This window comes from Thalassospira sp. UBA848 (genome assembly GCF_002295455.1).
Taxonomy (GTDB): Bacteria; Pseudomonadota; Alphaproteobacteria; order Rhodospirillales; family Thalassospiraceae; genus Thalassospira.
Genome location: NZ_DBGS01000068.1, coordinates 1 through 23,242 on the forward strand (window position 1 = coordinate 1; position 23,242 = coordinate 23,242).

The window sequence follows — 23,242 nt, forward strand, 5'->3', positions numbered from 1 at the left end:
CAAGTTCGACGGCCCGAAAAAGATTGTGGTCGAAGGCAAGGACAAGGGCACCTATACGGCGAAGAACTATATCATCGCGACCGGTGCACGTGCCCGTTCACTGCCGGGTCTTGAGGCCGACGGCAAGGTTGTTTGGGATTACAAAAAGGCGATGACGCCAGACAAGATGCCCAAAAGCCTTGTTGTGGTGGGTTCCGGTGCCATCGGGATCGAGTTTGCCAGCTTCTACCACACCATGGGTGCGGATGTGACCGTGGTGGAAATCATGCCGCAGATCATGCCGGTTGAAGACAAGGAAGTCGCAGGTCTGGCGCAGAAAATGATGACCAAGGACGGGATGAAGATCCTGACCGAAGCCAAGGTCGCCAATCTGAAACGCAATTCCGATAACGTTGTCGTCACGGTCGAAACCAAGGACGGCAAGAAACAGGAATTGACCGTTGATCGCGTGATTTCGGCCGTGGGTGTCATCGGTAATACCGAAGGTCTTGGTCTTGAAACCACCAAGGTCAAGGTTGATCGCAATGTGATCGGCACGGATGAATATTCGGCAACCGCAGAGCCGGGCATCTATGCCATTGGTGATGTTGCAGGTCCGCCGATGCTGGCGCACAAGGCAGAGCACGAAGGTGTTGTTTGCATTGAAAAGATTGCCGGTGTCAAAGGCGTTCATCCGATTGATCCGCGCAAGATTCCGGGTTGCACCTATTGCCATCCGCAGGTGGCAAGTGTTGGTCTGACCGAAGCCAAGGCCAAAGATGCCGGTTATGAAGTCAAGGTCGGCAAGTTCCCGTTCATCGGCAACGGCAAGGCGGTTGCCCTTGGCGAAGCCGAAGGTCTGGTGAAGACCGTGTTTGATGCCAAGACTGGTGAGTTGCTTGGCGCGCACATGGTGGGTGCGGAAGTGACCGAGCTGATCCAGGGCTTTGTGGTTGCGATGGGCCTTGAAACGACCGAGGAAGATTTGATGCATACGGTCTTCCCGCATCCGACGCTGTCGGAAATGATGCATGAGTCGGTCCTTGACGCCTATGGCCGTGCGATCCACTTCTAAAGCTTAAGACGTTGTGTCGTGCCGGGCGGACATGCCCGGTATGATCACCTTTTTACGAATGTCGGTTTGACAAATGCGCGGCGTGGCGGCAAATTGCCGCCCGTCCAATCCTTCGGAGGTAACTCTATGTCGACGGCGCCCAGCGAACAGAAACCCGTTCGTCACCCGGAAAAGCAGAAACGGCCAGACCGCCCATCGGGGCGCAAACCGTCCTGGATCAGGGTCAAGGCTCCGACCTCCAAGGGCTATCAGGAAACCCGCGAACTTGCGCGTGGCCTGAACCTTCATACCGTTTGTGAAGAAGCCGCATGCCCGAATATCGGCGAATGCTGGCAAAAGAAACACGCATCCTTCATGATCATGGGCGATACCTGCACGCGTGCATGTTCGTTCTGTAACGTCAAAACGGGCATGCCAAATGCGCTGGATCCGTTCGAGCCGGAAAACCTGGCGATGGCGGTTGCAGACATGCAGCTTAAGCATGTTGTGATTACGTCGGTGGACCGTGATGATCTGGCCGATGGCGGGGCAGCACATTTTGCCCGCGTGATCGAGGCGATCCGTCACAAGTCGCCGGAAACGACGATTGAAATCCTGACGCCGGACTTCCGTGACAAGCCGGGTGCGGTTGAAATCGTTGCCAAAGCGCGTCCGGACGTGTTCAACCACAATCTTGAAACCGTGCCGCGGCTTTATACCAATATCCGACCGGGCGCGCGCTATTACCAGTCGCTGCGCATTCTTGATCGCGTCAAGCAGATTGACCCGACGATCTTTACCAAATCCGGCCTGATGGTTGGTCTGGGTGAAGAGCGCAAGGAACTGGCACAGGTGATGGATGATCTGCGTGTGGCAGATGTCGACTTCCTGACGATTGGCCAATATCTGCAGCCGACCCTGAAGCACGAGCCGGTCCACAAGTTCGTCACGCCGGACGAATTTGATGATTATGCGTCTATGGCGCGTGGCAAGGGCTTCTTGATGGTATCGGCGACGCCGCTGACACGTTCGAGCTATCATGCCGACCGCGACTTCGAGCAGCTGCGTGAAGCCCGCGAGAGAAAGCTGGCCGCCGCAGAAGCCGCAAAGGCCAAGGCGGACGCGGTTACCGCCGCGCAGTAAAAGTCAGATCAAACCAATTACGCGACGATCAGGGGAGATATCGAGTGCCGACGCATGCAGAGCGCAGGAAACTGCCCTATACGCCGGAACAACTCTTTGATCTCGTTGCGGATATCGATTCCTACTCGGAATTTCTGCCGTGGTGTGTCGCGTCGCGCGTGCGCAAGCGCGATGGCGATGTGCTGAAGGCCGATCTGGTGATCGGCTTTAAGATGTTTCGCGAGAAATACACATCCCAGGTAACCCTGCAACGCCCGGACCGGGTTGATGTTGAATATCTGCAAGGGCCGTTCAAGTACCTTAACAATCACTGGGTATTTGAGGAGGACGAGGATGGCGGCACGTCGCTTGATTTCTTTGTCGATTTCGAGTTTCGGTCAGCACTTTTGCAGAAAATGATCGGCGTTGTGTTTAACGAAGCCGTCAAGATGATGGTGGGGGCGTTTGAAACCCGTGCCCGCGAAGTGTATGGCGAGCCGAAATTGCCGACATCTGAAAATCAGGCCTGATTCCTAGCGATCCAGCATTTCTTCAATCAGGGCAAAGGCCTTGAGGACCGTTGCCTTGCGCACGGTGTGACGATCACCGGGAAAGACCGTGTGGGTCGTGATGGTATCGCGCCCCTTGGCCGCACAACCAAAATGAACCAGTCCGACCGGTTTGGTATCCGTTCCGCCACCCGGACCGGCAATGCCGGTGACCGAAACGGCGATGGTGGCATTGGGTGCACGATCAAGCGCACCTTCACACATCGCACGCGCAACCGGTTCCGAGACAGCGCCATATTCGGCCAGCAGGTCGTTGCCAACGCCGATCAGGTGATGCTTGGCCTCGTTCGAATAGGTCACAAACCCGCAATCGACCACCGATGAACTGCCATCCACGCCGGTCAGTGTGCCCGTGATCAGGCCGCCCGTGCAGGATTCAGCGGTTGCGATCATCTCGCCCTTGGCCTTGCATCGTGCAATCAGGCTGCTTGCTGCATCAAGAAGATCGGTGTCATGCGTCATGTCGGTCATCCACCAATCAGGTGAACAAGGATGGCCAATGCAATCATCGCAAAAAGGCCAGCCAGTACATCATCGAACATAATACCAAAGCCACCGTCCACGCGTCGATCAACCCAGCGTATCGGCCAGGGTTTGAGCACGTCAAAAAAGCGGAAGGCAACGAAGGCGGCAAACAGCCAGACAAGGTCCATCCATTCACCGGCAAGTGGAACGACAAGCAGGCACATCCATTGGCCGACAACCTCGTCAATGACGATTTCACCTGCGTCATGTATGCCGAGCATGTGGCTATACATATGTGCTGCCCAGACACCGATGGCAAAGATGGCGATACTGGCAAAGATGAGTGCGCTATTGCCGCCATACGCCCAAATTAACCAGCCAAAGGGCAGGGCGGCAAATGATCCGGCTGTGCCGGGGGCCTTGGGACTTTTGCCGCTGTAAAACCAGGTGGCGGCAAAGGTGATCAGAAATCTGTAAAACGCCATTTGCAGCAAACGCATAGGATGTGAAAGATGGTGATTGGTAACACAGCATAAGGGATGGAGGTGAAAATTTTGCGATTAAGGATGTGTTAACAGGCTTGCTTGAACGCTGAGTTACAGGTAGCGTAAAGAAAAGGCGACAAAGTCGCAGGCGGGGTCATAAACTCTGCATAATCGGGTAAACCGGGCGTGCATACGGGCAACTAGGGGTTAGACACTGAATATGTCGGCGTTTGAACGCATTCGTCGGGTGGTGGATAAATGGTTTCCGGATCGGCAGTTGCTTATCCGGTCAAATGATTCTGTTTACCAGCTTCGGCTTGGAAAATATGCGCAGGTCGCATTGGCCTCTTTCGGGGCGGCAGTTATTACCTGGACCGTGGGCGTCACAGGTTATAGCTGGTATCTTGACCAGCGTCTTGCGATGCGTGAAGAACAGCTGTTCAGAAGCGAGCTGTCCTATAACCGCCTGATTGCGCGTGTTACCGATAGCCAACGACGTTTTGGCGAGATTACCGCCCAAATGGAAGACACCCATCGCAACCTGTTGTCGATGGCTGAAAAGAACCTGCAGCTTCAGGCGCGGGTACAGGATTATACGTCCAAGCTTGCGACGAGCGAGAAGGAAAAAGTCCGGATTTCCGCGCTTCGCACGTCGATGGACAATCAGATGAATGCCCTGCAGGGTCAGATTGACGGCATTACCAACCGTAACCTTGCGCTGCGCGATGAATTGGAAACGGTTGAAACCGTGATGTCACGGGTCATGCGCGAACGTGATCAGGCATTGCAGCGGTCCAAGAAGCTTCAAGGTGAACTGAGCCAGGCACGCCAGCGTATTGCCGATTTGCATTCGATCCAGCAACAGGCGATGCAGCGTGTCGCCCAGACAGCGGATACCACCATTCTTGAGCTTGAGAATGTTCTTGAGATGACCGGATTGCAGCCGGAAACCTTCATCCTGCCGCCGATGAAGCCAGACCAGCCTGGTGTTGGTGGTCCGTTCGTGGCATTCGAGCCCGAACATCCGCAGGACGAGGAATTTGTGAATACTGCAGTGGCACTGAATGATCGTATGGATCACCTTGCCAATCTGCATGACAGAATAAAAAGGACGCCAATCGGCGAACCGGCGACGAAATACTATTTATCGAGTTCGTTCGGTAAACGAAAAGACCCGATCAATGGTCGTTGGGCTTTTCATTCCGGTGTTGATCTTGCCGGACCGATCAAGACACCAATTTTGGCAACGGCACCGGGAAAAGTGGTGCATGCCGGATGGAGTGGCAAATACGGGAAGATGGTCGAAATTGATCATGGGAACGGTGTTCGTACCCGCTATGGCCACTTATACAAGGTCCTCGTAAAGAAGGGCGACGAAGTGCAGTACCAGGATCACATTGCCCTTATGGGAAGCACGGGCCGCAGTACCGGTAGTCACGTGCATTATGAAGTTCTGGTCAATAATAAGCCGGTCAATCCTGTAAAATTTATTGAGGCGGGACGTTATGTTTTCAAAAGCGAGCAAGACGACACAAACAACGAGTAAGAACGGCAGCAACTCGACTGCTGAGAAAAAGGGTGGCCTTTCGGTCATCAATGCTGATCTCCGTGTTACCGGGGATCTGATTTCGGAATCCGACGTGCAGGTGGATGGTTCGGTCAATGGCGATATTCGCACCCGGACACTTACCATTGGCCAGAATGGCGAAGTACGCGGCGAAATCGTTGCCGATAAAATCCGCATTTGCGGTTCGGTTGTCGGTCAGGTCCGTGCGAAAGATGTTTCACTTTCAGATACCGCACGCATGATCGGCGATATTCTTCATGAAAGCCTTTCAATCGAACCGGGCGCCCATATCGAAGGCCATTGCCGCCGTATCGAAAGTGCGGAAGAAGGCGGCCTGACAGTTATTCAGGCAGGCCAGGTGGTTGCGGCCAACGTGAAGAAAGAAAACAAATAATCGCTTAAGTGATTTGATCCGGTTTTGGATGGCGGGTCCGGCCATTTCCAGAACCCGGTACAGAAACAAAAAAGGCAGGTTCCAGAGGCGGAACCTGCCTTTTTCTTTGTTGGTTATGGGCCGTTCAGGCCTTTTGCGGTTCACCGACCAGCGGCAGCAATTCATCAAGGCCGTTCAGAACCACGTCTGCCGTGTGTGACAGTCGTTCTGCCGGGCTATGTGCGCGGTTGATCCAGGCGGTGCGGAAGCCGAAATGTCCGGCACCGGCGATGTCCCAGCCATTGGATGACTGGAACGAAATTTCGGCCGGTTCAACTTCAAGCTTGTCGACGGCAAGCTGGTAAACATCGGGATGGGGTTTGTACGTCTTGAGATCATCGACACAGATGATCTGATCAAACAGCGACAGAATGCCCGATGCTTTGGCGGACGAAATCAGCATATGCTTCGCCCCGTTTGACAGAATGGCCAGCTTGTGCCCTTGTTTCTTCAGCGTCTTGAGCGTTTCGACGACTTCCGGGAAGGTATCAAGCGACAGATAGGTGTCCATCAGCTTGGCACGCAGTACCGGATCTTTTTTGCCAATCTGGTCAAGCGCGTAATCAAGGGCATCGCCCGTAACGGTCCAAAAATCGGCAAATTCGCCCATCAGGCTGCGCAGCCATGTATATTCAAGTTGTTTCTGTCGCCAAAGCGTTGAAAGGCGATCTGCCTCATCGCCAACGCTGTCGCGCAACTTGGCGACGGCTGACCCGACATCAAACAGGGTGCCATAGGCATCGAAGACAAAAGCACGGCAGGAAGACAGTGCGTTATCGGACATATTGCTGACCTCTTCTGACAAGCAGTATTGATCAAATATGGGGTGCATACCCGCAAGCGCAAATCATGGAACACGGCGTTTGTGCCGTTATATCCCTATTCTGCGCCTTCAGTGTCACTTTGGCCCATTGCGATCTCGTCGCGGGCAAAACGCCGGCGATAGACATAAGTTCCCTCCATTACGCGCTGAACGTAGTTTCGGGTCTCGCTATAGGGGATCATTTCGATCCAGTCGACCAGATCGACGTCCGGGTCGCGCGGATCACCATATTCGTTGATCCACTGGCGTACGCGGGTCGGCCCGGCATTGTAGCTGGCGATTGTCAGGACTTCCTGACCATCCCAGCGATCAAGCAGTCGGCGTATATAGGCGCGCCCAACTGCAATATTGAAAGACGGATCTTCGGTTAAACGATCGGTGTTGTAATCGAGTTTCAGCGACTGCGCCATGCGCTTTGCCGTGGCAGGCATCAGCTGCATCAAGCCGCGTGCACCGGCCGACGAAATCGCATTTGGATTAAACAGGCTTTCCTGGCGCATGATTGCGTGAACCAATGCCGGATCCGGGGCACGACCCAGCGGAACCTGTTCGTGGATCGGGTAGGCGGCATCAAGATAGCCACTGCCGGTGCGAATACTGCGCTTTGCGGCAATAATGCCAAGGTCGGTGCGGCCATATTCGCGTGCGAGATCTGTCGCCATGGCAAGGTATTCAGGTTCATCATGTTCGTAAACCAGCGCCATGATGAAGGGCCGAATGATGTTGCCAAGGCCCATCGCGCCCAGCTTGCGCACAACCTGTGTGAGTTCCTGAGCTTCGAACGCGGCGCGCTGTTCCGGCGTTGGAACCGGTTGTTCAACGGAATAGGATGGTTTGCTGCCAAGCTTGTCGATGGCGAGCTGGCCATAGAATGTGTGGGCGTGATCGGCGGCAATTGTGTACCATTCCCTGGCGCGTTTTTCATCGCCAAGGGCCTCGTTGGCACGGCCCGCCCAATAGGAGCCGCGTGCAAGGCTGATCGGGTATTGCACGACATCATAAAGGTTCTGGAAGTGGGTCAACGCAATGTCGGCATCACCGAGAAATTCAAGCGCGATCCAGCCTGCATACCATTCTGCCTCGGCAATATCACCGGCATCCACCTGACCATGGTTGGCGACAAGGCGATAGGCATCGGTGATATGGCCCTTTTGCAGGGCACGCCGTGCAAGAATGGCTTTTTCCAGCCACCAGTATTGCGGACGGATAGAAATATAGGCGAGATCATTGGCCTGTGACAGCAGGAGGTCACGCGCATCCTGGTCACGGTCCTTTTTGCGGCGCCAGCGGACGCGTTCGTAAATCAGGCCCGGATCATCGCGATACTTTTCCGGTACGCGATTGATTGCACCATCAACACCGCCACGCATGGCACGCAGGGATGCGCGGGCCTCGGCCAGGCGACGGTAATCCTCGTTGACATGCTTCATCATGCGCGCGGCCGTCGTAAGGCGACCTTCCCACAACAGGCGGTCGAGCCGCTGTTGATGGGTTTCCTGATCAATGTATTCGCCGTAGCGATCAAGGAAGCGGCGTTCCTGACCGCTGCCGAAATTCTCGTTAATCCAGCTGTGACGCACCAGTGCAATGGCAGCCGATTCCTGCCCGGCACCCAGCAATGCCTTGATCTGGCGGGTTGCGCCATCAGCCGTCACCGGCGCGGATCGTTTGAACCAGGCCAGAATTTCGTCGTCGGGCACGGCATCGGTCATGGCTTCTTCGGCGCGTTGGCGAAGCAAAGCCTGACTTGGCCATTTCGGATGGGCGTCAATAAAGGCGGTGATTTCCTCGAAGCTGTGACCGGAGTTTGGTGCGGTCAAAAGCATCCATTCGGCTGCCTTTTGCAGCAGAGGATCATCAAAATTGGTCAGAAGTTGCTTGAAGGTATCTGTCTTGCCGTCTTCAACAGCATCAAGAAAGGCGTTCAGGCGCGCCCGACTGACGGCCGAATAAAGCGGCGAGGGCGGCTGCGTCTGAAGAACGCTGTCTTCATTCGTTGCGGCCTGCACCTGATAACTACCTGGTATCAGTATCGATAAGCCCAGTGCCAATGCGCAGATCGAGATCTTGCGGAAAGACGCTTGCGCCATGTGATGTTCCCCTTGTGCCTTGCGGCAACGAATGCTCTCCCGAGCCCGGCATTATGGCAGCGAATTTGATAAAAGCCAAACAGTCCTGACGGGAAATTTCCGACCCGATCAAGGATCGTCTGGATAATCGTATACAGTGCTTGCGGGAAACCCCAACAGCGGCTATTTTCGCGACCGCTTTCAATATATCCCGAATTTGGAGATCTCTATGTTTAAGGGTTCAATCACAGCTTTGATCACACCATTCACGCAAGATGGTGCGATTGATGAAAAGGCGTTCCAGTCTTTTGTGGATTGGCAACTTAAACAGGGCACGACGGGTGTTGTGCCAGTCGGAACCACGGGTGAATCTCCGACCCTTAGCCATGCCGAACACCATCGCGTTGTTGAACTGGCACTTGAAGTTGCCAAGGGCCGTGGGCCGGTGATTGCCGGCACGGGTTCAAACTCGACCGCTGAAGCCGTATCGTTGACCCGTCATGCGCAGAATGCTGGCGCGGATGCCGCACTTGTTGTGACACCATATTATAACAAGCCGACCCAAAAGGGCCTGTATGCGCATTTCAAGGCGGTTCATGACGCGACCGATATCCCGATTGTGATTTACAACATTCCGGGACGGTCGATCGTGGATATGAATGTCGATACCATGGCCGAGCTTGCCAAATTGCCACGCATTGTTGGTGTCAAGGATGCGACCAGTGATCTGGAGCGCCCGGCATTGACCCGTCTGGCGGCCGGCGCCGATTTCTGCCAGCTGTCGGGCGAGGACGGCACGATTGTTCCGTTCTTGGCACAGGGTGGACATGGCTGCATTTCGGTAACGTCGAATATCGCACCGAAGCTTTGTGCTGATCTGCATGCGGCTTGGGCTGCCGGGAACATTTCCAAGGTTCAGGAGTTGAACTATCGACTGATGCCGGTTCACAAGGCGATGTTCTGTGAATCCAGCCCCGGACCGGTGAAATACGCCGCCGAGCTTCTTGGTCTGTGCGGCAGCCACATGCGTCTGCCGATGGTCGAGATTGCCGAAGAATCGAAACGCAAGGTCGAAGCCGCGTTGAAAAATGCCGGTATTCTCGGCCATTAAGCGATAACAAGCGTCTTATGGCACCCAAAAAAGAAACAAGTAACAACAAGATTGTCGCGCAAAACCGGCGGGCCCGCTTCGATTATTTCCTGACGGAAACATTCGAAGCCGGCATCGCCTTGCGCGGTACAGAAGTTAAATCGCTTCGTGACGGCAAGGGGAATATTCAGGAATCCTATGCCGAAGCGAAGAATGGGGAAGTATGGCTGATCAACGCCTATATCCCGGAATATCAAAGCAAAATGCCGTTCGGCCACGAAGAGCGCCGACCGCGTAAATTGCTGTTGCACAAACGCGAAATCACCAAGATGCACGATGCCCTGAACAAGAAGGGTTTCACCCTTGTTCCGGTCAAACTGTATTTCAATGAGCGCGGAATTGCGAAACTCGAACTCGCCATCGCCGAGGGCAAGAAAAAGGCCGACAAGCGTGAAACCGTCAAGGAACGCGATTGGCAGCGTGACAAGGCGCGGATCATGCGTGACTTCGGCTGATTATTATTTGTCGGTCGCATGCTTGTGACTTGCCAGACCCTAAATGGCGCTGACATGGTGAACATGTTGGCGCCATTTTTCGTATGCCCTTATCAGCAACGAAGGAACATCCCGTGACTGAGAGCTTTTCAGGCAAGATCAAGGACAAGTTGATTGCGGCCAAGCGCAAGTGGGCCGAGGACGGGCGTTTGATGACGGGCGCACCGGACACTGAACGTGCAAACCGCTTGCCGCCGGGCCAGCGACTGGTGACGGATTGGCCTGTGCTTGACCTGGGAATCACGCCGCATGTGTCGGCGGACGACTATCAGCTTGAAATCAATGGGCAGGTCAAAAAGCCTGTGACATTAAGCTTTTCCGATCTGCTGGATCTTCCGCATGTCACGGCCACGAACGATATTCACTGTGTGACCAGTTGGTCGCGCTACGACAATCACTGGCAGGGTGTTTTGGCAAAAACTTTGGCCGCGCTTGTTGAGCCATTGCCGGCAGCGCGTCACGTCCTGTTTACCGCCCATGACGGCTATACGACCAATGTTCGGCTCGAGCAGTTCCTTGATGACGACGTGCTACTGGCCCATCATCGGGAGGGTGAACCTCTTGGCGAGGAGCATGGCGGGCCGCTGCGCGTTGTGATTCCGAAGCTTTATTTCTGGAAGAGTGCAAAATGGGTAAAAAAGATCACCTTTGCCCGCGATGACAAGCCGGGATTCTGGGAAGAACGGGGATATCACAACAATGCCGACCCGTGGACGGAGGAGCGATATGATACGGACTGATCGACGGAATGGAAAAAGCCTTCAGTTCGTTGTATTCTTTGTCTTTACCACTGTTGTTGCAAGCTTGTCCTGGAGGGAGACAATGGCATCGGATGATGCGCCATCGGCTTATGATTTTTCTTTCCCGGCGATTGATGCCGGTGAAATCCATCTTTCAGAGTATAACGACAAGGTCGTTCTGCTGGTAAATACCGCCTCGATGTGCGGGTTTACGCCCCAATATACCGGCCTGCAAAAACTGTGGGAAGATTACCGCGACGAAGGGCTTGTTGTTCTTGGTGTGCCGTCGGCCGACTTTGGCGGGCAGGAATACAGTGAGGACGCCGATATCCTTGATTTCTGCGAGGTCAATTTTGATGTCGATTTCCCGCTGACATCGAAAACCACGGTCAAGGGGCCTGATGCCCACCCGTTCTACAAATGGGCGGAGCAAGAACTGGGCGCGGAAAACGCCCCGCAATGGAATTTCCATAAGTATCTGATTGGTCGCGACGGCAAGCTTGTGAAAAGCTTTGACAGCCGCACCAAACCGGAAGACGAGGAAATTGTCAGCGCCATTCGCGCAAGCCTGTAAATTGACAGTTTCTGCCTGCGACTTGACAGGGCGGCGGGTTACCGCCGTCCGTCCATGACATCAAGAAACGGCAATCCATACTGATCAAGCTTCTTGACGCCGACACCGTTGATGGATGCCATGTCTTCGAGGGTGCGGGGTTTGAAGCGCACCATTTCCCAAAGTGTCCGGTCACTGAAAATGACATAGGGCGGGACGTTCTGGCTGGTGGCCAGTTCACGACGCAAGGTGCGCAGACGTTCCCAAAGGTCGCGGTCTTCCTCGTTTTCGAACTCTGTATCGAAATCACGCAGGCGTTTGGTCATGGCGCGCTTGTTTTCACCGGGGTCCTTGCGCATTTCGACGACTTTTTCCCCACGCAGAACCGGTCGGGATTCCTCGGTCAGGTAAACGCCGCCATGGCCTTCGACATCGACTTGCAGGTAGCCCATTGCCAGAAGCTGCCGAAAGACCGATCGCCATTGTGGCTGGGCGATGTCCTTGCCGATTGCATAGACGGAAAGCTGGTCATGGCCATTCTGGCGGATTTTTTCAGTTTTGCGGCCCATCAGGACTTCGATGACATGCGCCGGGCCAAAACGTTGGCCTGTGCGATAAACCGCTGAAAGTGCCTTGCGCGATGCCTGTGTTGCATCCCATGTTTCAACCGGTTCCAAGCAGGTATCGCAATTGCCACATGGGTCGTGCCGGTCTTCGCCGAAATAGGACAGGATCACCTGGCGACGGCATTTGGTGGTTTCTGCCAGTCCAACAAGTGCGTCAAGCTTGCGCGATTCAATGCGTTTTTGGGCTTCGGGTGCCTCGGAACCGGCGACCATGCTTCGGATCGAAACAATGTCAGACAGGTCGTAATTCATCCATGCGTTGGCCGGTAATCCATCACGTCCGGCGCGCCCGGTTTCCTGATAGTAGGCTTCCATGCTTTTGGGCAAGTTGAGGTGGGCGACAAAACGGACATTCGGTTTGTCGATGCCCATGCCAAACGCCACGGTCGCACAAATGATCAGCCCGTCTTCACGCAGGAAGCGATCCTGATGAAGTTGTCGCGTTTCCTGTGTCAGTCCGGCGTGATATGGCAAGGCCGGACGGCCGTTATCAGACAGCCACTGCGCGACGTCTTCGGTCTTGCGCCGTGACAGGCAATAGACGATGCCTGCATCCTTCGCGTGTTCGCGATTAAGGAACGACAACAGGCGCTGCTTGGCATTGCCCTTGGTTTCAATGCGATAGGTGATATTCGGCCGATCAAAACCGGTGATGAAGCATTGGGCATCGGTAAGGTGCAGGTTTTCTGCGATATCCTTGCGCGTCGGGGTGTCGGCCGTTGCCGTCAGTGCAATGCGCGGCACATGGGCAAAGCGTGTTGGCAGCAGGTCAAGACGGCGATATTCCGGGCGAAAATCATGGCCCCACTGCGATACACAGTGCGCTTCATCAATCGCAAACAATGAAATGCTGATCCGGTCCAGCAAATTCAAAAACCGGTCAGAAGCGAAACGTTCAGGGGCGACATAAAGAAGGTCGATGTCGCCATCAACGGCACGCGTTTCAATTTCGCGCGCTGCGTCTGGGGCGAGTGTTGAATTGATAAAGGCGGCCTTGACGCCAAGCTGGTTGAGCGCATCAACCTGATCTTTCATCAGTGCAATCAGCGGTGATACGACAACAGCGGTACCCGGACGGCAGAGTGCCGGAACCTGATAGCAAAGCGACTTGCCGCCGCCGGTCGGCATCAGGACAAGTGCATCGTTTCCTGAAATGACATGGTCAATGATTTCAGCCTGTTGGCCGCGAAAGCTGTCATAGCCGAACACTTCTTGCAGAACGTCAATCGGCTGACGTTGTGCAGGCCGGTCGAGAAGGTCGGGCATGGGTGATGTATCGGGCAAATTAACCGTCCAGATGTGCACGAATTCCGGCAAAGACGTTTTCAAACATCTCTGGCGTCAGGCGATAGGTCTGGGTGTTGTAGCGCGAACAGTGATAGCTATCAAACAATGTGATGCCATTTTCCATTTTATGCGAAGCGCCATGGCCGAATTTCAGCGATGACAGCTTAAGTCCGAAGGTTCGCAACATCGCCTGATGGGCAACCTGTCCAAGGCACAGGATGGCAGACAGGTTTTTCATCGCATCAAATTCGCTGATCAGGAACGGACGGCAGGTATTGGCTTCTGGCCCGGTCGGCTTGTTTTCCGGTGGTACGCATTTCACGGCATTGGTGATGCGGCAATCAAGCAGTTCCAGCCCGTCATCAGGGCGTTTGTCATAGGTGCCCTTGGCAAAACCGAACTTCTTGAGCGTGTCATAAAGAAGATCGCCCGCGTAATCCCCGGTAAAGGGACGCCCGGTGGCATTTGCCCCTTTAAGTCCGGGCGCAAGACCAACAATCAAAAGGCGTGCATCAAGCGGGCCGAATGGCCGCACGGGGCCGTTGTGGAAATCGGGGAATTTTTCCTGATTTTTACGGCGAAATTCAACAAGGCGCGGGCAAAGCTGACAATCGATATCGGGTTGCTGATAGGCGGTCATGGCATGTCTGACTTTTTGCCGGTCACAGTGCGGGCTGTGACCGGTGGTGATCAGGGCAGGGTGACGGGTGACACGCAGTCACGATCAATCGTAAGTGAATTCATCCAGATCAGGATGTTCCGGATGATCATCTATATCAGGATGGTCATCGTCGCGGCGTTGCTGAACCTTGCGGGCGATGGTGCCTTCGAGTTCGGTCAATTCGATAAAGTTATCGGCCTGGCGGCGCAGTTCGTCGGCGACCATCGGGGGGTTGGATTTTACGGTCGATACCACCGTGACGCGAACGCCTTTACGCTGGATCGCGTCGACCAGGCGACGGAAGTCACCGTCCCCGGAGAAAATCACAACATGATCAAGGTGTTGCGCCATTTCCATGACGTCAATTGCCAACTCGATATCCATGTTGCCCTTGATCTTGCGGCGACCGGTTGCATCGGTGAATTCCTTGGTCGGTTTGGTGACCATGGTGTAGCCGTTATAATCAAGCCAGTCGACGAGCGGGCGGATCGGGGAATATTCCTGATCCTCGATCAGGGCGGTATAGTAGAAGGCGCGGATAAGCTGACCTTTTTGGGAAAAAAGTTCTAAAAGGCGTTTGTAATCAATATCAAAGCCAAGAGCCCGGGCTGCGGCGTACAGGTTGGAGCCGTCAATAAACAACCCGATGCGTTCCTGCGGGTAAAAAATCATCGTAAAATTCCTCAAACATCAAATTTAATTATGCAGTTCCCAAAAAAACGGAACACTTAATATCTACCGTGGCACAGGATACAAAGAAAGGCGAAAATATCGTGGACAGAGTATGATGGCTCCCTTAGATATGCCGTCTTTCCGATCCAATTGTTCCGTCCAGACACTGAACTGAAAGTCTTCTTTGTGCGCAAATTATCACCGACAAACACCGGCACGAACGCGGATGACGCGATCCTGATCGCTTTCGGTGCAAATTTGCCTACCGAGGAATATGGTGCGCCTGCACAAACATTGAAAGCCGCCCTGCGTCGTTTGGCCGAAAATGGCGATATTTCGATTGATCTTGTGTCATCGTTTTATGAAACCGCACCGGTTCCGATTTCTGACCAGCCCTGGTACGTGAATGGCGTTGCACGCATTTCGACGGAACTGTCTGCGCACGATCTGCTTGAACGTTTGCACGAAGTTGAATCCGAATTCGGGCGCGTGCGACGCGAACGCAATGCAGCCCGTGTCATAGATCTTGATCTGATTGCCTATGGTCGTGAATTGTTGCGCGAGGAGGGCGGCATACAGGTGCCTCATCCGCGCATGGCCGAGCGGGCATTCGTTCTTTTGCCATTGCATGATGTTGTTGACGACTGGGTACATCCGGTTCTTGGACGCAGCATCAAGGATCTGATTTCTGACTTGCCTGACGATCAGCAAATTCGCAAACAGGCCGAAAGCTGAAAATCACGCGCAAGAAAACCTGCCCGAAAGAGTGGTTTCGCTGTTGCAACACAAGTAATCCGGCGCTATAAAGCTCGGTCTGGACACCCCAAAAGTATTTCTGGAGACATTTATGGCGCGCGTTACCGTCGAAGATTGCGTTGACAAGATTCCGAACCGCTTTGAGCTTGTAATGCTTGCTGCTCAGCGTGCACGCAACATTTCGGCCGGTGCAGAACTGACCATTGATCGTGACAACGACAAGAACCCGGTTGTTGCGCTGCGCGAAATCGCCGAAGTAAAGGTTGATTTCGACGAACTGCGCAATGGCATGGTGCAGGGTCTGCAGCGGCATGTTGAAACCGACGAGCCGGAAGAAGCCGAAGACGATTTCGGTCCGAAACTGGTTGCTGACGCGGTTGAAGACGCATCTGCTGGCGTCGTTGCTCCGTCGGAAGAAGAATAAGGTCAGACTGGTTTTGATCTGAACCTTTCCAAAAGAAGAGCCACGGTGTTTATCTTCCGTGGCTTTTTTTTGTCCAGATCGTACTATCTTATGAGAAGGGGATGGTTTTGTCCCCATGCCGAGTATCGCGGAGATGCCCCTGAATGATGCGCCAATACGAACTTGTTGAACGGGTTAAGACATACGACCCCGATGCGTGTGAAACCACGCTGAACCGGGCATATGTCTATGCAACCCAGAAACACGGTTCGCAAAAGCGCGCATCGGGTGATCCGTATTTTTCGCATCCGATCGAAGTCGCAGGCATTCTGACGAATTACAAGCTCGATTGCGACACGATCATCACCGCGCTTCTGCACGACACCATCGAAGATACCGATGCGACCCCCGAAGAGATCACCAAGCTTTTCGGGCCCAACATCATGAAGCTGGTCGATGGTGTGACCAAGCTGACACAGATTGAACTGAAGTCCGCAGATTCCAAGCAGGCAGAAAACTTCCGAAAACTGCTTTTGGCGATGTCAGAAGACATTCGCGTTCTGCTGGTCAAGCTGGCGGACCGTCTGCACAATATGCGGACCCTGCACTATATTTCCAAACCCGAAAAACGGGTCAGGATCGCGGCCGAAACACTTGAGATTTATGCGCCGCTTGCCGAACGCATCGGTATGCACGACATCAAGGAAGAGCTTGAAGACCTTGCCTTCCAGCATATCAATCCCGAGGCAAGGGATTCGATCCTTGCGCGCCTCGAATTCCTGCGTGAGAAGGATGACAACGTGGTCAGCCGGATTGTTTCCGAGCTGAAGGACGTGGTATCGCACCAGGGGCTCAAGGTCGACATCTATGGACGTGAAAAACGCCCATACTCGATCTGGCAGAAAATGCAGCGCAAGAACATCACCTTTGGTGAGCTTTCTGACATTATGGCGTTCCGTGTTCTCGTTGGCGAAATGCCGGAATGCTATGAAGTTCTTGGCTATCTGCATGCCAATTACAAAGTCGTGCCGGGCCGGTTCAAGGATTATATCTCGACGCCAAAACCGAACGGATACCGTTCCATTCATACCACGGTGCTTGGCCCGGAAAACCACCGGATCGAGGTCCAGATCCGAACCCGGCAAATGCACGAGGTCAACGAAAACGGTGTTGCCGCGCACTGGGCCTATAAGCAGGAAGAGCCCACCGGTCCGCAGAAGGAAGGCGTTCAATACCGCTGGCTGCGTGATCTTCTTGATATTCTGGAACATGCATCCGAGCCCGAAGAGTTCCTTGAACATACCAAGCTTGCGATGTTCCAGGATCAGGTGTTCTGCTTTAGCCCAAAGGGCGATGTGATCGCGCTTCCGGCCCGCGCCACACCGGTTGATTTCGCCTATATGATCCATACCCACATCGGGGATACCTGTGTCGGGGCTAAGGTCAACGGCGCGATGGTGCCGTTGCGCACTGTTTTGAACAATGGCGATCAGGTCGAAATCGTTACATCGAAGGCGCAGACGCCGAATCCGACCTGGGAGCGGTTCGTTGTTACCGGTAAGGCACGCGCACGAATTCGCCGCTTTATCCGCCAACAGCAGGAAGACCAGTACAAGGATCTTGGCAAGGCGATCTTGCAAAAGGCGTTCCGTCAGGAAGGCTATGACTATTCCGACAAGGCGCTTGAAGGGGTTCTTAAAATCTTCAAGCAGCCTTCGGTCGAGGCGCTTCTGACCCTTGTCGGGGCAGGGCATCATACCGGGCGAGAAGTGGTTCATGCCGTCTTCCCGGGGTCCAAGGACAAGGAAACGGCGCGCAAGGTTGTGCCGCTGGACAAGGTTCGGGCGCGCAAACATGATCACGCCATCCCGATCAAGGGCCTTATTCCGGGGATGGCCGTGCATTATGCCGGATGTTGCCATCCATTGCCGGGTGACCGGATTGTCGGGATTGTCACGACAGGCAAGGGCGTGACGATCCATACGATTGACTGTGACACGCTGGAAACCTTTACCGAGCAGCCGGAACGTTGGCTTGATGTTGGTTGGGATAACGAAGGCGAGCCGGAACACTTCATCGGTCGTCTTGGATTGACGGTTGGCCACGAGCAGGGCGCGTTGAGTTCAATTACCAGCGTGATTGCCAAAAACCATGGCAACATTACCAATCTGCGCTTTACCAATCGCACGACAGATTTCTTTGAAATGCTGATCGATATCGATGTTGTCGATGTCAAACACCTGACCAATATTATCGCCGCCCTGCGCGCGACACCGGTGGTAAATGCCGTCGAACGTGCCCGCGGATAATGCCAGACTGTAAACGTCTTCACCTTTTAGGTTAATTTGGCGCAAAAGCCTTGCCAATCACGCGGTCAGCACTTACCCATATGCTTCAAGATTTCACAGCGTTACCTGATTGATCCAGAACTGACCACGCATGTTTCGGCGCCGCATCAAACCTTCTTCTTTCCAGCGTGTACGCAACGTGGTCTGGCCACGGGGCGGCTGGCGCCGTTCGTCGCAATACTTTGCCCATCGGGTCGCCCGTTTGCCCGGGTCGCCCTATAGCATTGCGTCGGGCTTTGCCATTGGGGCGGCTGTTTCGTTTTCGCCGTTTATCGGTTTCCACTTTGTTATTGCGACCCTTGTAAGCTTGCTGACGCGCAGCAACGTTGTTGCGTCCCTTTTGGGGACGGTGGTTGGCAATCCGTGGACATTTCCGTTTATCTGGCTATGGCTTTACACGTGTGGCAACTGGATCCTTGGTATCCATTCAAGCAGTTCGACCGTTCATTTTGATATGGCCGTCCTGTGGGAATTCGTGGTTCTTGGGTTGAACTATGTCGGCGGCGGACTGATTTTCGGGAATTGGGACGGTGCGGACCAAGAGGCCCTTGGGCAACTGTGGGCCGGCATTGTTGATATCATCTGGCCGATGGTGGTTGGTTGTATACCGACGACAATTGTGATCTGGATGCTGTTCTACTTCCCGATCCGGCGGGCTGTTGTGATTTATCGCCATAACCGTATCTTGCGCCGTATGAAAAAGACTGAACGTCACGGCTTGGGTCCGATGCTTGAAAGTGCCAAGGAAAAGATCGGAACGGCCGCAAAGCATGCCACCAAAAAGCAGGATGAAACATCATGAGTTCGAAATTGCGCCTTGGGGTCAATATTGACCATGTTGCGACCATTCGAAACGCGCGAGGCGGGAACTTGCCCGATCCGATACGCGCCGCCGCACTTGCCAAGGCGGCTGGCGCTGATGGTATCACCGCACATCTGCGCGAAGATCGCCGTCACATCCGTGATGACGATATGAAAAAACTGCGCGAAGAGGTTGATCTGCCATTAAATTTCGAAATGGCGGCAACTGACGAGATGCTTGCGATCGCGCTTGAAACCAAACCGCACGCGGTTTGCCTCGTGCCTGAAAAACGCGAAGAGCGCACGACAGAAGGCGGACTTGATGCGGCGGGTGGACATAATCACCTGAAACACTTTGTCTCTGAACTGGGCGAGGCGGGCATTCGCGTATCTTTGTTTATTGAGGCTTCGGAAGCACAGCTTGACGCGGCAAAGAGCCTTGGTGCGCCGGTGGTCGAGATCCATACCGGTGCCTATTGTGATGCCGAGACCGAGGAAGAACGTACCCGCGAACTGGACCGTATTCGTCGTGCCGTGCAATATGGGGCCGGGATCGGGCTTGAGGTGCATGCCGGACATGGTCTGAACTTTGAAACTGTCCAGCCGATTGCTGCCATGCCAGAGATCGCAGAGCTGAATATCGGCCATTTCCTGATTGGGGAGGCGGTGTTTGTCGGGCTGGAAGCCGCGATTGCCGAAATGCGCCGTTTGATGGATGAGGCGCGCACGCAAGCAGGTTATGCGTAAATGATTATTGGGATTGGCACGGATCTGTGCGATATCCGTCGGATAGAAGCGACACTTGAACGCCATGGCGAGCGTTTCATGAAACGCGTCTATACCGATATCGAGATTGCACGTGCCACCCGCAAGCCGCATCGCACTGCATCTTCGCTGGCCATGGCATTTGCCGCCAAGGAAGCGTGTTCAAAGGCACTGGGAACGGGATTTCGTCGCGGTGTTTATCATAACACCATGGGTGTGGTGCATCAGCCCAGCGGCAAGCCTGACATGGTGCTGATTGATGGCGCGCTTGAACGACTTAAAGAATTGACCCCGGAAGGGAAAACTGCATCTGTGTATGTAACCCTGACGGACGAATATCCCCTGGCCAACGCGGTCGTGGTGATTTCGGCAGATTGACAAAAATTGATTGGTTGAACACGGAATGGAAAAGCTTGTGCATAAAAAGAAAACGGGTGGATTGCTCGACACCTTGAAAACCGTTTTCTGGGCCATTGTCATTGCACTTATGGTTCGGACCTTTGCTTTCGAACCGTTTAATATTCCCTCCGGTTCCATGATCCCGTCCTTGCTGGTTGGTGATTACCTGTTTGTTTCGAAATTTTCTTACGGATATTCGAAGCACAGCATGCCATTCAGCCTGCCGATCATTCCGGGCCGTGTGTTTGAAAGCGAACCGGAACGTGGCGATGTTGTTGTCTTTAAACTGCCGTCCGATACGTCGCAGGACTATATCAAACGCGTGATTGGCCTTCCGGGTGACACCATCCAGGTCAAAGAGGGGCGTCTTTACATCAACAACAAGATGATCGAGCGCGAGCGCATCGAGGATTATATCCTGACCGATGGCGGCGGACGTTCTGCCGCAGTTCCGCAGTATATCGAAACCCTGCCCAATGGCCGTGTGCACCGCATTCTCGAAATGTTTGGTGATCAGGGGCCGAGCGACAATACCGAAGCTTTCACGGTACCGGACGGTCATTTCTTCATGATGGGTGATAATCGCGACAATTCGGCTGATAGCCGTGCTTTCCCGTCGCGCTTCCGCTTTGTACCGATCGAAAATCTGGTTGGACGCGCAGAATTCCTGTTCTATTCCAAGGATAGCTCCCAGCCGGTCTATGATCTTGGCAGCATCCGCTTTGATCGCCTGTTTCAGGGGGTTAACTGATGAGCGACGGCTTGCCGGTGATCGCCGAGATTGATCACGGTTTTTCTGACCCGGATCTTTTGCGGGTAGCGCTGACCCATCGCAGTGCGGCCAAGGGCAAGGATATGCTGAGCGGCGGCAACGAGCGCCTGGAATTTCTTGGCGATCGCGTCCTGGGACTTGTTGTGGCCGAAATGCTTTACACCCGGTTCGGACGTGAGCGCGAAGGGGCGATGGCCAAACGGTTTGTCGCACTTGTGCGTCGCGAGACCCTTGCACGGGTGGCTGAACAGATCAAACTGGGTGAACATATCCAGATGGCAAAGGGTGAACGTGCCGCAGGTGCGGACACCAACCCGGCGATTTTATCTGATTGCATGGAGGCGGTGATTGCCGCACTCTATCTTGATGGTGGGCTTGAACCGGCCCGGCGTTTCATCGAGAAACTGTGGACGCCGCTTTTGGATGAAGCGAACAAGCCGCCGCAGGATGCCAAGACGCAGCTGCAGGAATGGCTTCAGGGGCGGGGCAAGCCGCTGCCGAAATATGAAATGGTCGGGCGTGAAGGTCCGGCCCACGCGCCGGTATTTACCATCGAACTGACCACCGGAGACGGTGAAAGTGTCAGTGCGGAAGGCAAATCGAAACGCGAGGCGGAGCAACTCGCCGCCAAATTGATGTTGGAAAAACTTAGTGATGAATGAGGTTCCCGAACCGGTGGCCGAAGACAGATTACCTTATCAGCAACGCTGTGGCTTTGTGGCCCTCGTTGGTGCACCGAATGCTGGCAAGTCGACGCTTTTGAACCAATTGGTCGGCACGAAAGTGTCGATTGTCTCGCCGAAGGTCCAGACGACCCGTACCCGTGTCCGTGGTATCGTTATGACCGAAGACGCGCAGATCGTTTTCATTGATACCCCGGGTATCTTTGCTCCGAAACGCCGTCTTGACCGCGCAATGGTCAAAGCTGCCTGGAACGGTGCGGATGACGCGGACCTTGTTGTTCTGGTGATTGATGCCGGAAGTGGGGTCACCGATGAAGATTTGGCAATCATCAATCAGCTGAAAGATCAGAATCGCAAGGCGATCCTGGCGCTAAACAAGGTCGACAAGGTTGCGGACAAGGAAAAGCTTTTGCGGCTTTCACAAGACCTGTTTGCGCATGAAGTGTTTACGGACGTCTTCATGATTTCGGCCAAGAAGGGTGCCGGGACGCAGGACCTTGTGAACTTCCTTGCTGCGAAGATGCCCGATGGTCCTTGGATGTTCCCGGAAGACGATGTATCGGATATGCCGTTGCGTCTTCTGGCGGCTGAGATCACGCGTGAAAAGCTGTACTACCAGCTTCAGCAGGAGCTTCCCTATTCCGCGACGGTCGAGACCGAGCTTTGGGAAGAACGCAAGGATGGGTCGGTCAAGCTGGAACAGACGATCTTTGTCGAACGTGAAGGTCAAAAGGCCATCATTCTTGGCAAAGGTGGCAAACGGATCAAGGCGCTTGGCAGCGATGCCCGCAAGGAACTTGAAGCTATTTTCGAGCGCCGAGTACATCTGTTCCTGTTTGTGAAGGTGCGCGAAAACTGGGGGGATGATCCCAACCGCTTCGCCATGTGGGGCCTTGACCATAACGCATAATCGCGTTTTTGGCGGCATGCCAAGTGACCAAACATTTGCCGGGTAAGTAATGGAAATCGGATCCGTCTGGGGAATTGTCATGATCGTTGTCGGCGCTGCTGCCGCAATGATTGTTGCGCGTGTTGCCAGACGGCCGTTTCGTAACCGAAATTCCGGTGCGTCTGTGCCACGCGAGAAATCGTTTCTGCACAAACCGCTTAACCTGATTGCCCTTTTGATCGCGATTGCCGTTTTTGTGCTGGGCTTGTTCTGGCGCATAACTGGCGGAGGACCCGGCTGATGCGCAATGATTCAAATGATCCGCTGACAGATGCCATCGAAGAAGTCCCCAACCGTCCGATCCTGCGCAAGGTCGTGTTTGGTCTTGCCTTGTTCAGTTTGGCGTCTTGCCTGCTTGGGTTCTTTTTCCTTGTGACCCGTCTGATTGTGCCGAGTGGCTTTTTCTAGGGTGCCCTGATGGATTGGCGGGATGATGGTATTGTACTTTCGACACGCAAGCTTGGTGAAAGCTCGGTACGTCTTTCTGTTCTGACCCGCGATTATGGCCGTCATGCCGGCCTGGTCCGGGGTGCAACCAGTAAATCCATGCGTGGTACCCTTGAACCCGGCAATGAAATCCGGGTGGGGTGGTCAGCCCGGTTGGCCGAGCATCTTGG

28 protein-coding genes are annotated in these 23,242 nt (G+C 54.2%); 21 read left to right on the plus strand and 7 right to left on the minus strand.

Annotation, left to right across the window (positions count from 1 at the left end; genetic code table 11):
- The 3 genes from B2R48_RS09445 to B2R48_RS09455 all read left to right on the plus strand — a co-directional run.
- A partial coding sequence (locus tag B2R48_RS09445; protein ID WP_296999571.1) for a dihydrolipoyl dehydrogenase occupies positions 1-1,054 on the plus strand: 1,054 nt, incomplete at its 5' end.
- Between the two features lie 126 nt (positions 1,055-1,180).
- Positions 1,181-2,176, plus strand: coding sequence for a lipoyl synthase (gene lipA, locus B2R48_RS09450; RefSeq protein ID WP_062954695.1), 996 nt, complete (start codon positions 1,181-1,183; stop codon positions 2,174-2,176).
- Between the two features lie 44 nt (positions 2,177-2,220).
- Complete coding sequence (locus B2R48_RS09455) at positions 2,221-2,685, plus strand: type II toxin-antitoxin system RatA family toxin (protein WP_062954698.1); 465 nt, start codon at positions 2,221-2,223, stop codon at positions 2,683-2,685.
- 3 nt (positions 2,686-2,688) lie between these two features.
- On the opposite strand, the gene B2R48_RS09460 is transcribed toward B2R48_RS09455, so the two are convergent.
- Positions 2,689-3,186: a CinA family protein gene (locus B2R48_RS09460; protein WP_062955245.1), complete on the minus strand. Its 498-nt coding sequence runs from the start codon at positions 3,184-3,186 to the stop codon at positions 2,689-2,691.
- Between the two features lie 5 nt (positions 3,187-3,191).
- Positions 3,192-3,674, minus strand: coding sequence for a phosphatidylglycerophosphatase A family protein (locus B2R48_RS09465; protein WP_062955246.1), 483 nt, complete (start codon positions 3,672-3,674; stop codon positions 3,192-3,194).
- 220 nt (positions 3,675-3,894) lie between these two features.
- On the opposite strand from B2R48_RS09465, the gene B2R48_RS09470 reads away from it, so the two are divergent.
- Together B2R48_RS09470 and B2R48_RS09475 are read left to right on the plus strand one after the other, a co-directional pair.
- Positions 3,895-5,220, plus strand: a complete 1,326-nt coding sequence (locus B2R48_RS09470; RefSeq protein WP_062954700.1) for a peptidoglycan DD-metalloendopeptidase family protein — start codon at positions 3,895-3,897, stop codon at positions 5,218-5,220.
- Complete coding sequence (locus B2R48_RS09475; RefSeq protein WP_062954702.1) at positions 5,180-5,635, plus strand: bactofilin family protein; 456 nt, start codon at positions 5,180-5,182, stop codon at positions 5,633-5,635. The genes B2R48_RS09470 and B2R48_RS09475 overlap by 41 nt, the downstream gene beginning before the upstream one ends.
- 124 nt (positions 5,636-5,759) lie before the next feature.
- Here B2R48_RS09475 and B2R48_RS09480 read toward each other — a convergent pair whose 3' ends face one another.
- A complete protein-coding gene (locus tag B2R48_RS09480) occupies positions 5,760-6,458 on the minus strand; it encodes a haloacid dehalogenase type II (RefSeq protein ID WP_296999575.1) in 699 nt (232 codons plus the stop codon).
- A gap of 95 nt (positions 6,459-6,553) precedes the next feature.
- Positions 6,554-8,587, minus strand: coding sequence for a lytic transglycosylase domain-containing protein (locus B2R48_RS09485; protein WP_213473275.1), 2,034 nt, complete (start codon positions 8,585-8,587; stop codon positions 6,554-6,556).
- A 208-nt stretch (positions 8,588-8,795) separates the two neighbouring features.
- Between B2R48_RS09485 and dapA the strand changes: the two genes are divergently transcribed.
- The 4 genes from dapA to B2R48_RS09505 all read left to right on the plus strand — a co-directional run bounded on the left by dapA (position 8,796) and on the right by B2R48_RS09505 (position 11,524).
- A complete protein-coding gene (gene dapA / locus B2R48_RS09490; RefSeq protein ID WP_062954708.1) occupies positions 8,796-9,677 on the plus strand; it encodes a 4-hydroxy-tetrahydrodipicolinate synthase in 882 nt (293 codons plus the stop codon).
- Between the two features lie 17 nt (positions 9,678-9,694).
- The gene (gene smpB / locus B2R48_RS09495; protein WP_213473274.1) at positions 9,695-10,171 is read left to right on the plus strand and encodes an SsrA-binding protein SmpB; all 477 of its coding nucleotides are present in this window, start codon (positions 9,695-9,697) and stop codon (positions 10,169-10,171) included.
- Positions 10,172-10,284: 113 nt separating this feature from the next.
- Entirely contained in the window at positions 10,285-10,950 is a 666-nt protein-coding gene (locus B2R48_RS09500; RefSeq protein ID WP_296999580.1) for a sulfite oxidase-like oxidoreductase, read from the plus strand.
- Positions 10,951-11,032: 82 nt separating this feature from the next.
- Positions 11,033-11,524, plus strand: a complete 492-nt coding sequence (locus B2R48_RS09505) for a glutathione peroxidase (protein ID WP_296999581.1) — start codon at positions 11,033-11,035, stop codon at positions 11,522-11,524.
- A 38-nt stretch (positions 11,525-11,562) separates the two neighbouring features.
- On the opposite strand, the gene recQ is transcribed toward B2R48_RS09505, so the two are convergent.
- The 3 genes from recQ to B2R48_RS09520 form a co-directional block, all read right to left on the minus strand.
- Positions 11,563-13,395 carry a DNA helicase RecQ gene (recQ, locus tag B2R48_RS09510; RefSeq protein WP_296999582.1) on the minus strand — a complete coding sequence of 611 codons (1,833 nt, stop codon included), beginning with the start codon at positions 13,393-13,395 and terminating at the stop codon, positions 11,563-11,565.
- A 19-nt stretch (positions 13,396-13,414) separates the two neighbouring features.
- A complete protein-coding gene (locus tag B2R48_RS09515; RefSeq protein WP_062954720.1) occupies positions 13,415-14,056 on the minus strand; it encodes a uracil-DNA glycosylase in 642 nt (213 codons plus the stop codon).
- 84 nt (positions 14,057-14,140) lie between these two features.
- Complete coding sequence (locus tag B2R48_RS09520; protein ID WP_213473267.1) at positions 14,141-14,749, minus strand: NYN domain-containing protein; 609 nt, start codon at positions 14,747-14,749, stop codon at positions 14,141-14,143.
- 186 nt (positions 14,750-14,935) lie between these two features.
- Here B2R48_RS09520 and folK point away from each other — a divergent pair, with 186 nt between their 5' ends.
- From folK to recO, 12 genes are all read left to right on the plus strand, one after another.
- Positions 14,936-15,484, plus strand: a complete 549-nt coding sequence (gene folK / locus B2R48_RS09525) for a 2-amino-4-hydroxy-6-hydroxymethyldihydropteridine diphosphokinase (protein WP_296999585.1) — start codon at positions 14,936-14,938, stop codon at positions 15,482-15,484.
- A gap of 112 nt (positions 15,485-15,596) precedes the next feature.
- A complete protein-coding gene (gene rpoZ, locus B2R48_RS09530) occupies positions 15,597-15,929 on the plus strand; it encodes a DNA-directed RNA polymerase subunit omega (protein ID WP_062954747.1) in 333 nt (110 codons plus the stop codon).
- Between the two features lie 143 nt (positions 15,930-16,072).
- The gene (locus B2R48_RS09535) at positions 16,073-18,217 is read left to right on the plus strand and encodes a RelA/SpoT family protein (RefSeq protein WP_296999588.1); all 2,145 of its coding nucleotides are present in this window, start codon (positions 16,073-16,075) and stop codon (positions 18,215-18,217) included.
- Positions 18,218-18,347: 130 nt separating this feature from the next.
- On the plus strand, positions 18,348-19,058 hold the full coding sequence (locus B2R48_RS09540) for a DUF2062 domain-containing protein (RefSeq protein ID WP_062954780.1): 711 nt from the start codon (positions 18,348-18,350) through the stop codon (positions 19,056-19,058).
- Positions 19,055-19,804, plus strand: a complete 750-nt coding sequence (locus tag B2R48_RS09545) for a pyridoxine 5'-phosphate synthase (RefSeq protein WP_296999590.1) — start codon at positions 19,055-19,057, stop codon at positions 19,802-19,804. Before B2R48_RS09540 ends, B2R48_RS09545 begins: the two co-directional genes overlap by 4 nt.
- Positions 19,805-20,200: a holo-ACP synthase gene (gene acpS / locus B2R48_RS09550; RefSeq protein ID WP_062954784.1), complete on the plus strand. Its 396-nt coding sequence runs from the start codon at positions 19,805-19,807 to the stop codon at positions 20,198-20,200.
- A 25-nt stretch (positions 20,201-20,225) separates the two neighbouring features.
- Entirely contained in the window at positions 20,226-20,972 is a 747-nt protein-coding gene (gene lepB / locus B2R48_RS09555) for a signal peptidase I (protein ID WP_296999592.1), read from the plus strand.
- Entirely contained in the window at positions 20,972-21,655 is a 684-nt protein-coding gene (gene rnc, locus B2R48_RS09560) for a ribonuclease III (protein ID WP_062954790.1), read from the plus strand. Before lepB ends, rnc begins: the two co-directional genes overlap by 1 nt.
- A complete protein-coding gene (gene era / locus B2R48_RS09565) occupies positions 21,648-22,586 on the plus strand; it encodes a GTPase Era (protein ID WP_062954793.1) in 939 nt (312 codons plus the stop codon). Before rnc ends, era begins: the two co-directional genes overlap by 8 nt.
- Before the next feature lie 49 nt (positions 22,587-22,635).
- Positions 22,636-22,866, plus strand: a complete 231-nt coding sequence (locus B2R48_RS09570; RefSeq protein ID WP_062954795.1) for a hypothetical protein — start codon at positions 22,636-22,638, stop codon at positions 22,864-22,866.
- On the plus strand, positions 22,866-23,033 hold the full coding sequence (locus B2R48_RS09575; RefSeq protein WP_157088431.1) for a hypothetical protein: 168 nt from the start codon (positions 22,866-22,868) through the stop codon (positions 23,031-23,033). The genes B2R48_RS09570 and B2R48_RS09575 overlap by 1 nt, the downstream gene beginning before the upstream one ends.
- Before the next feature lie 9 nt (positions 23,034-23,042).
- Positions 23,043-23,242: DNA repair protein RecO (gene recO, locus B2R48_RS09580; protein ID WP_296999595.1), on the plus strand; the 200-nt coding region annotated here is incomplete at its 3' end.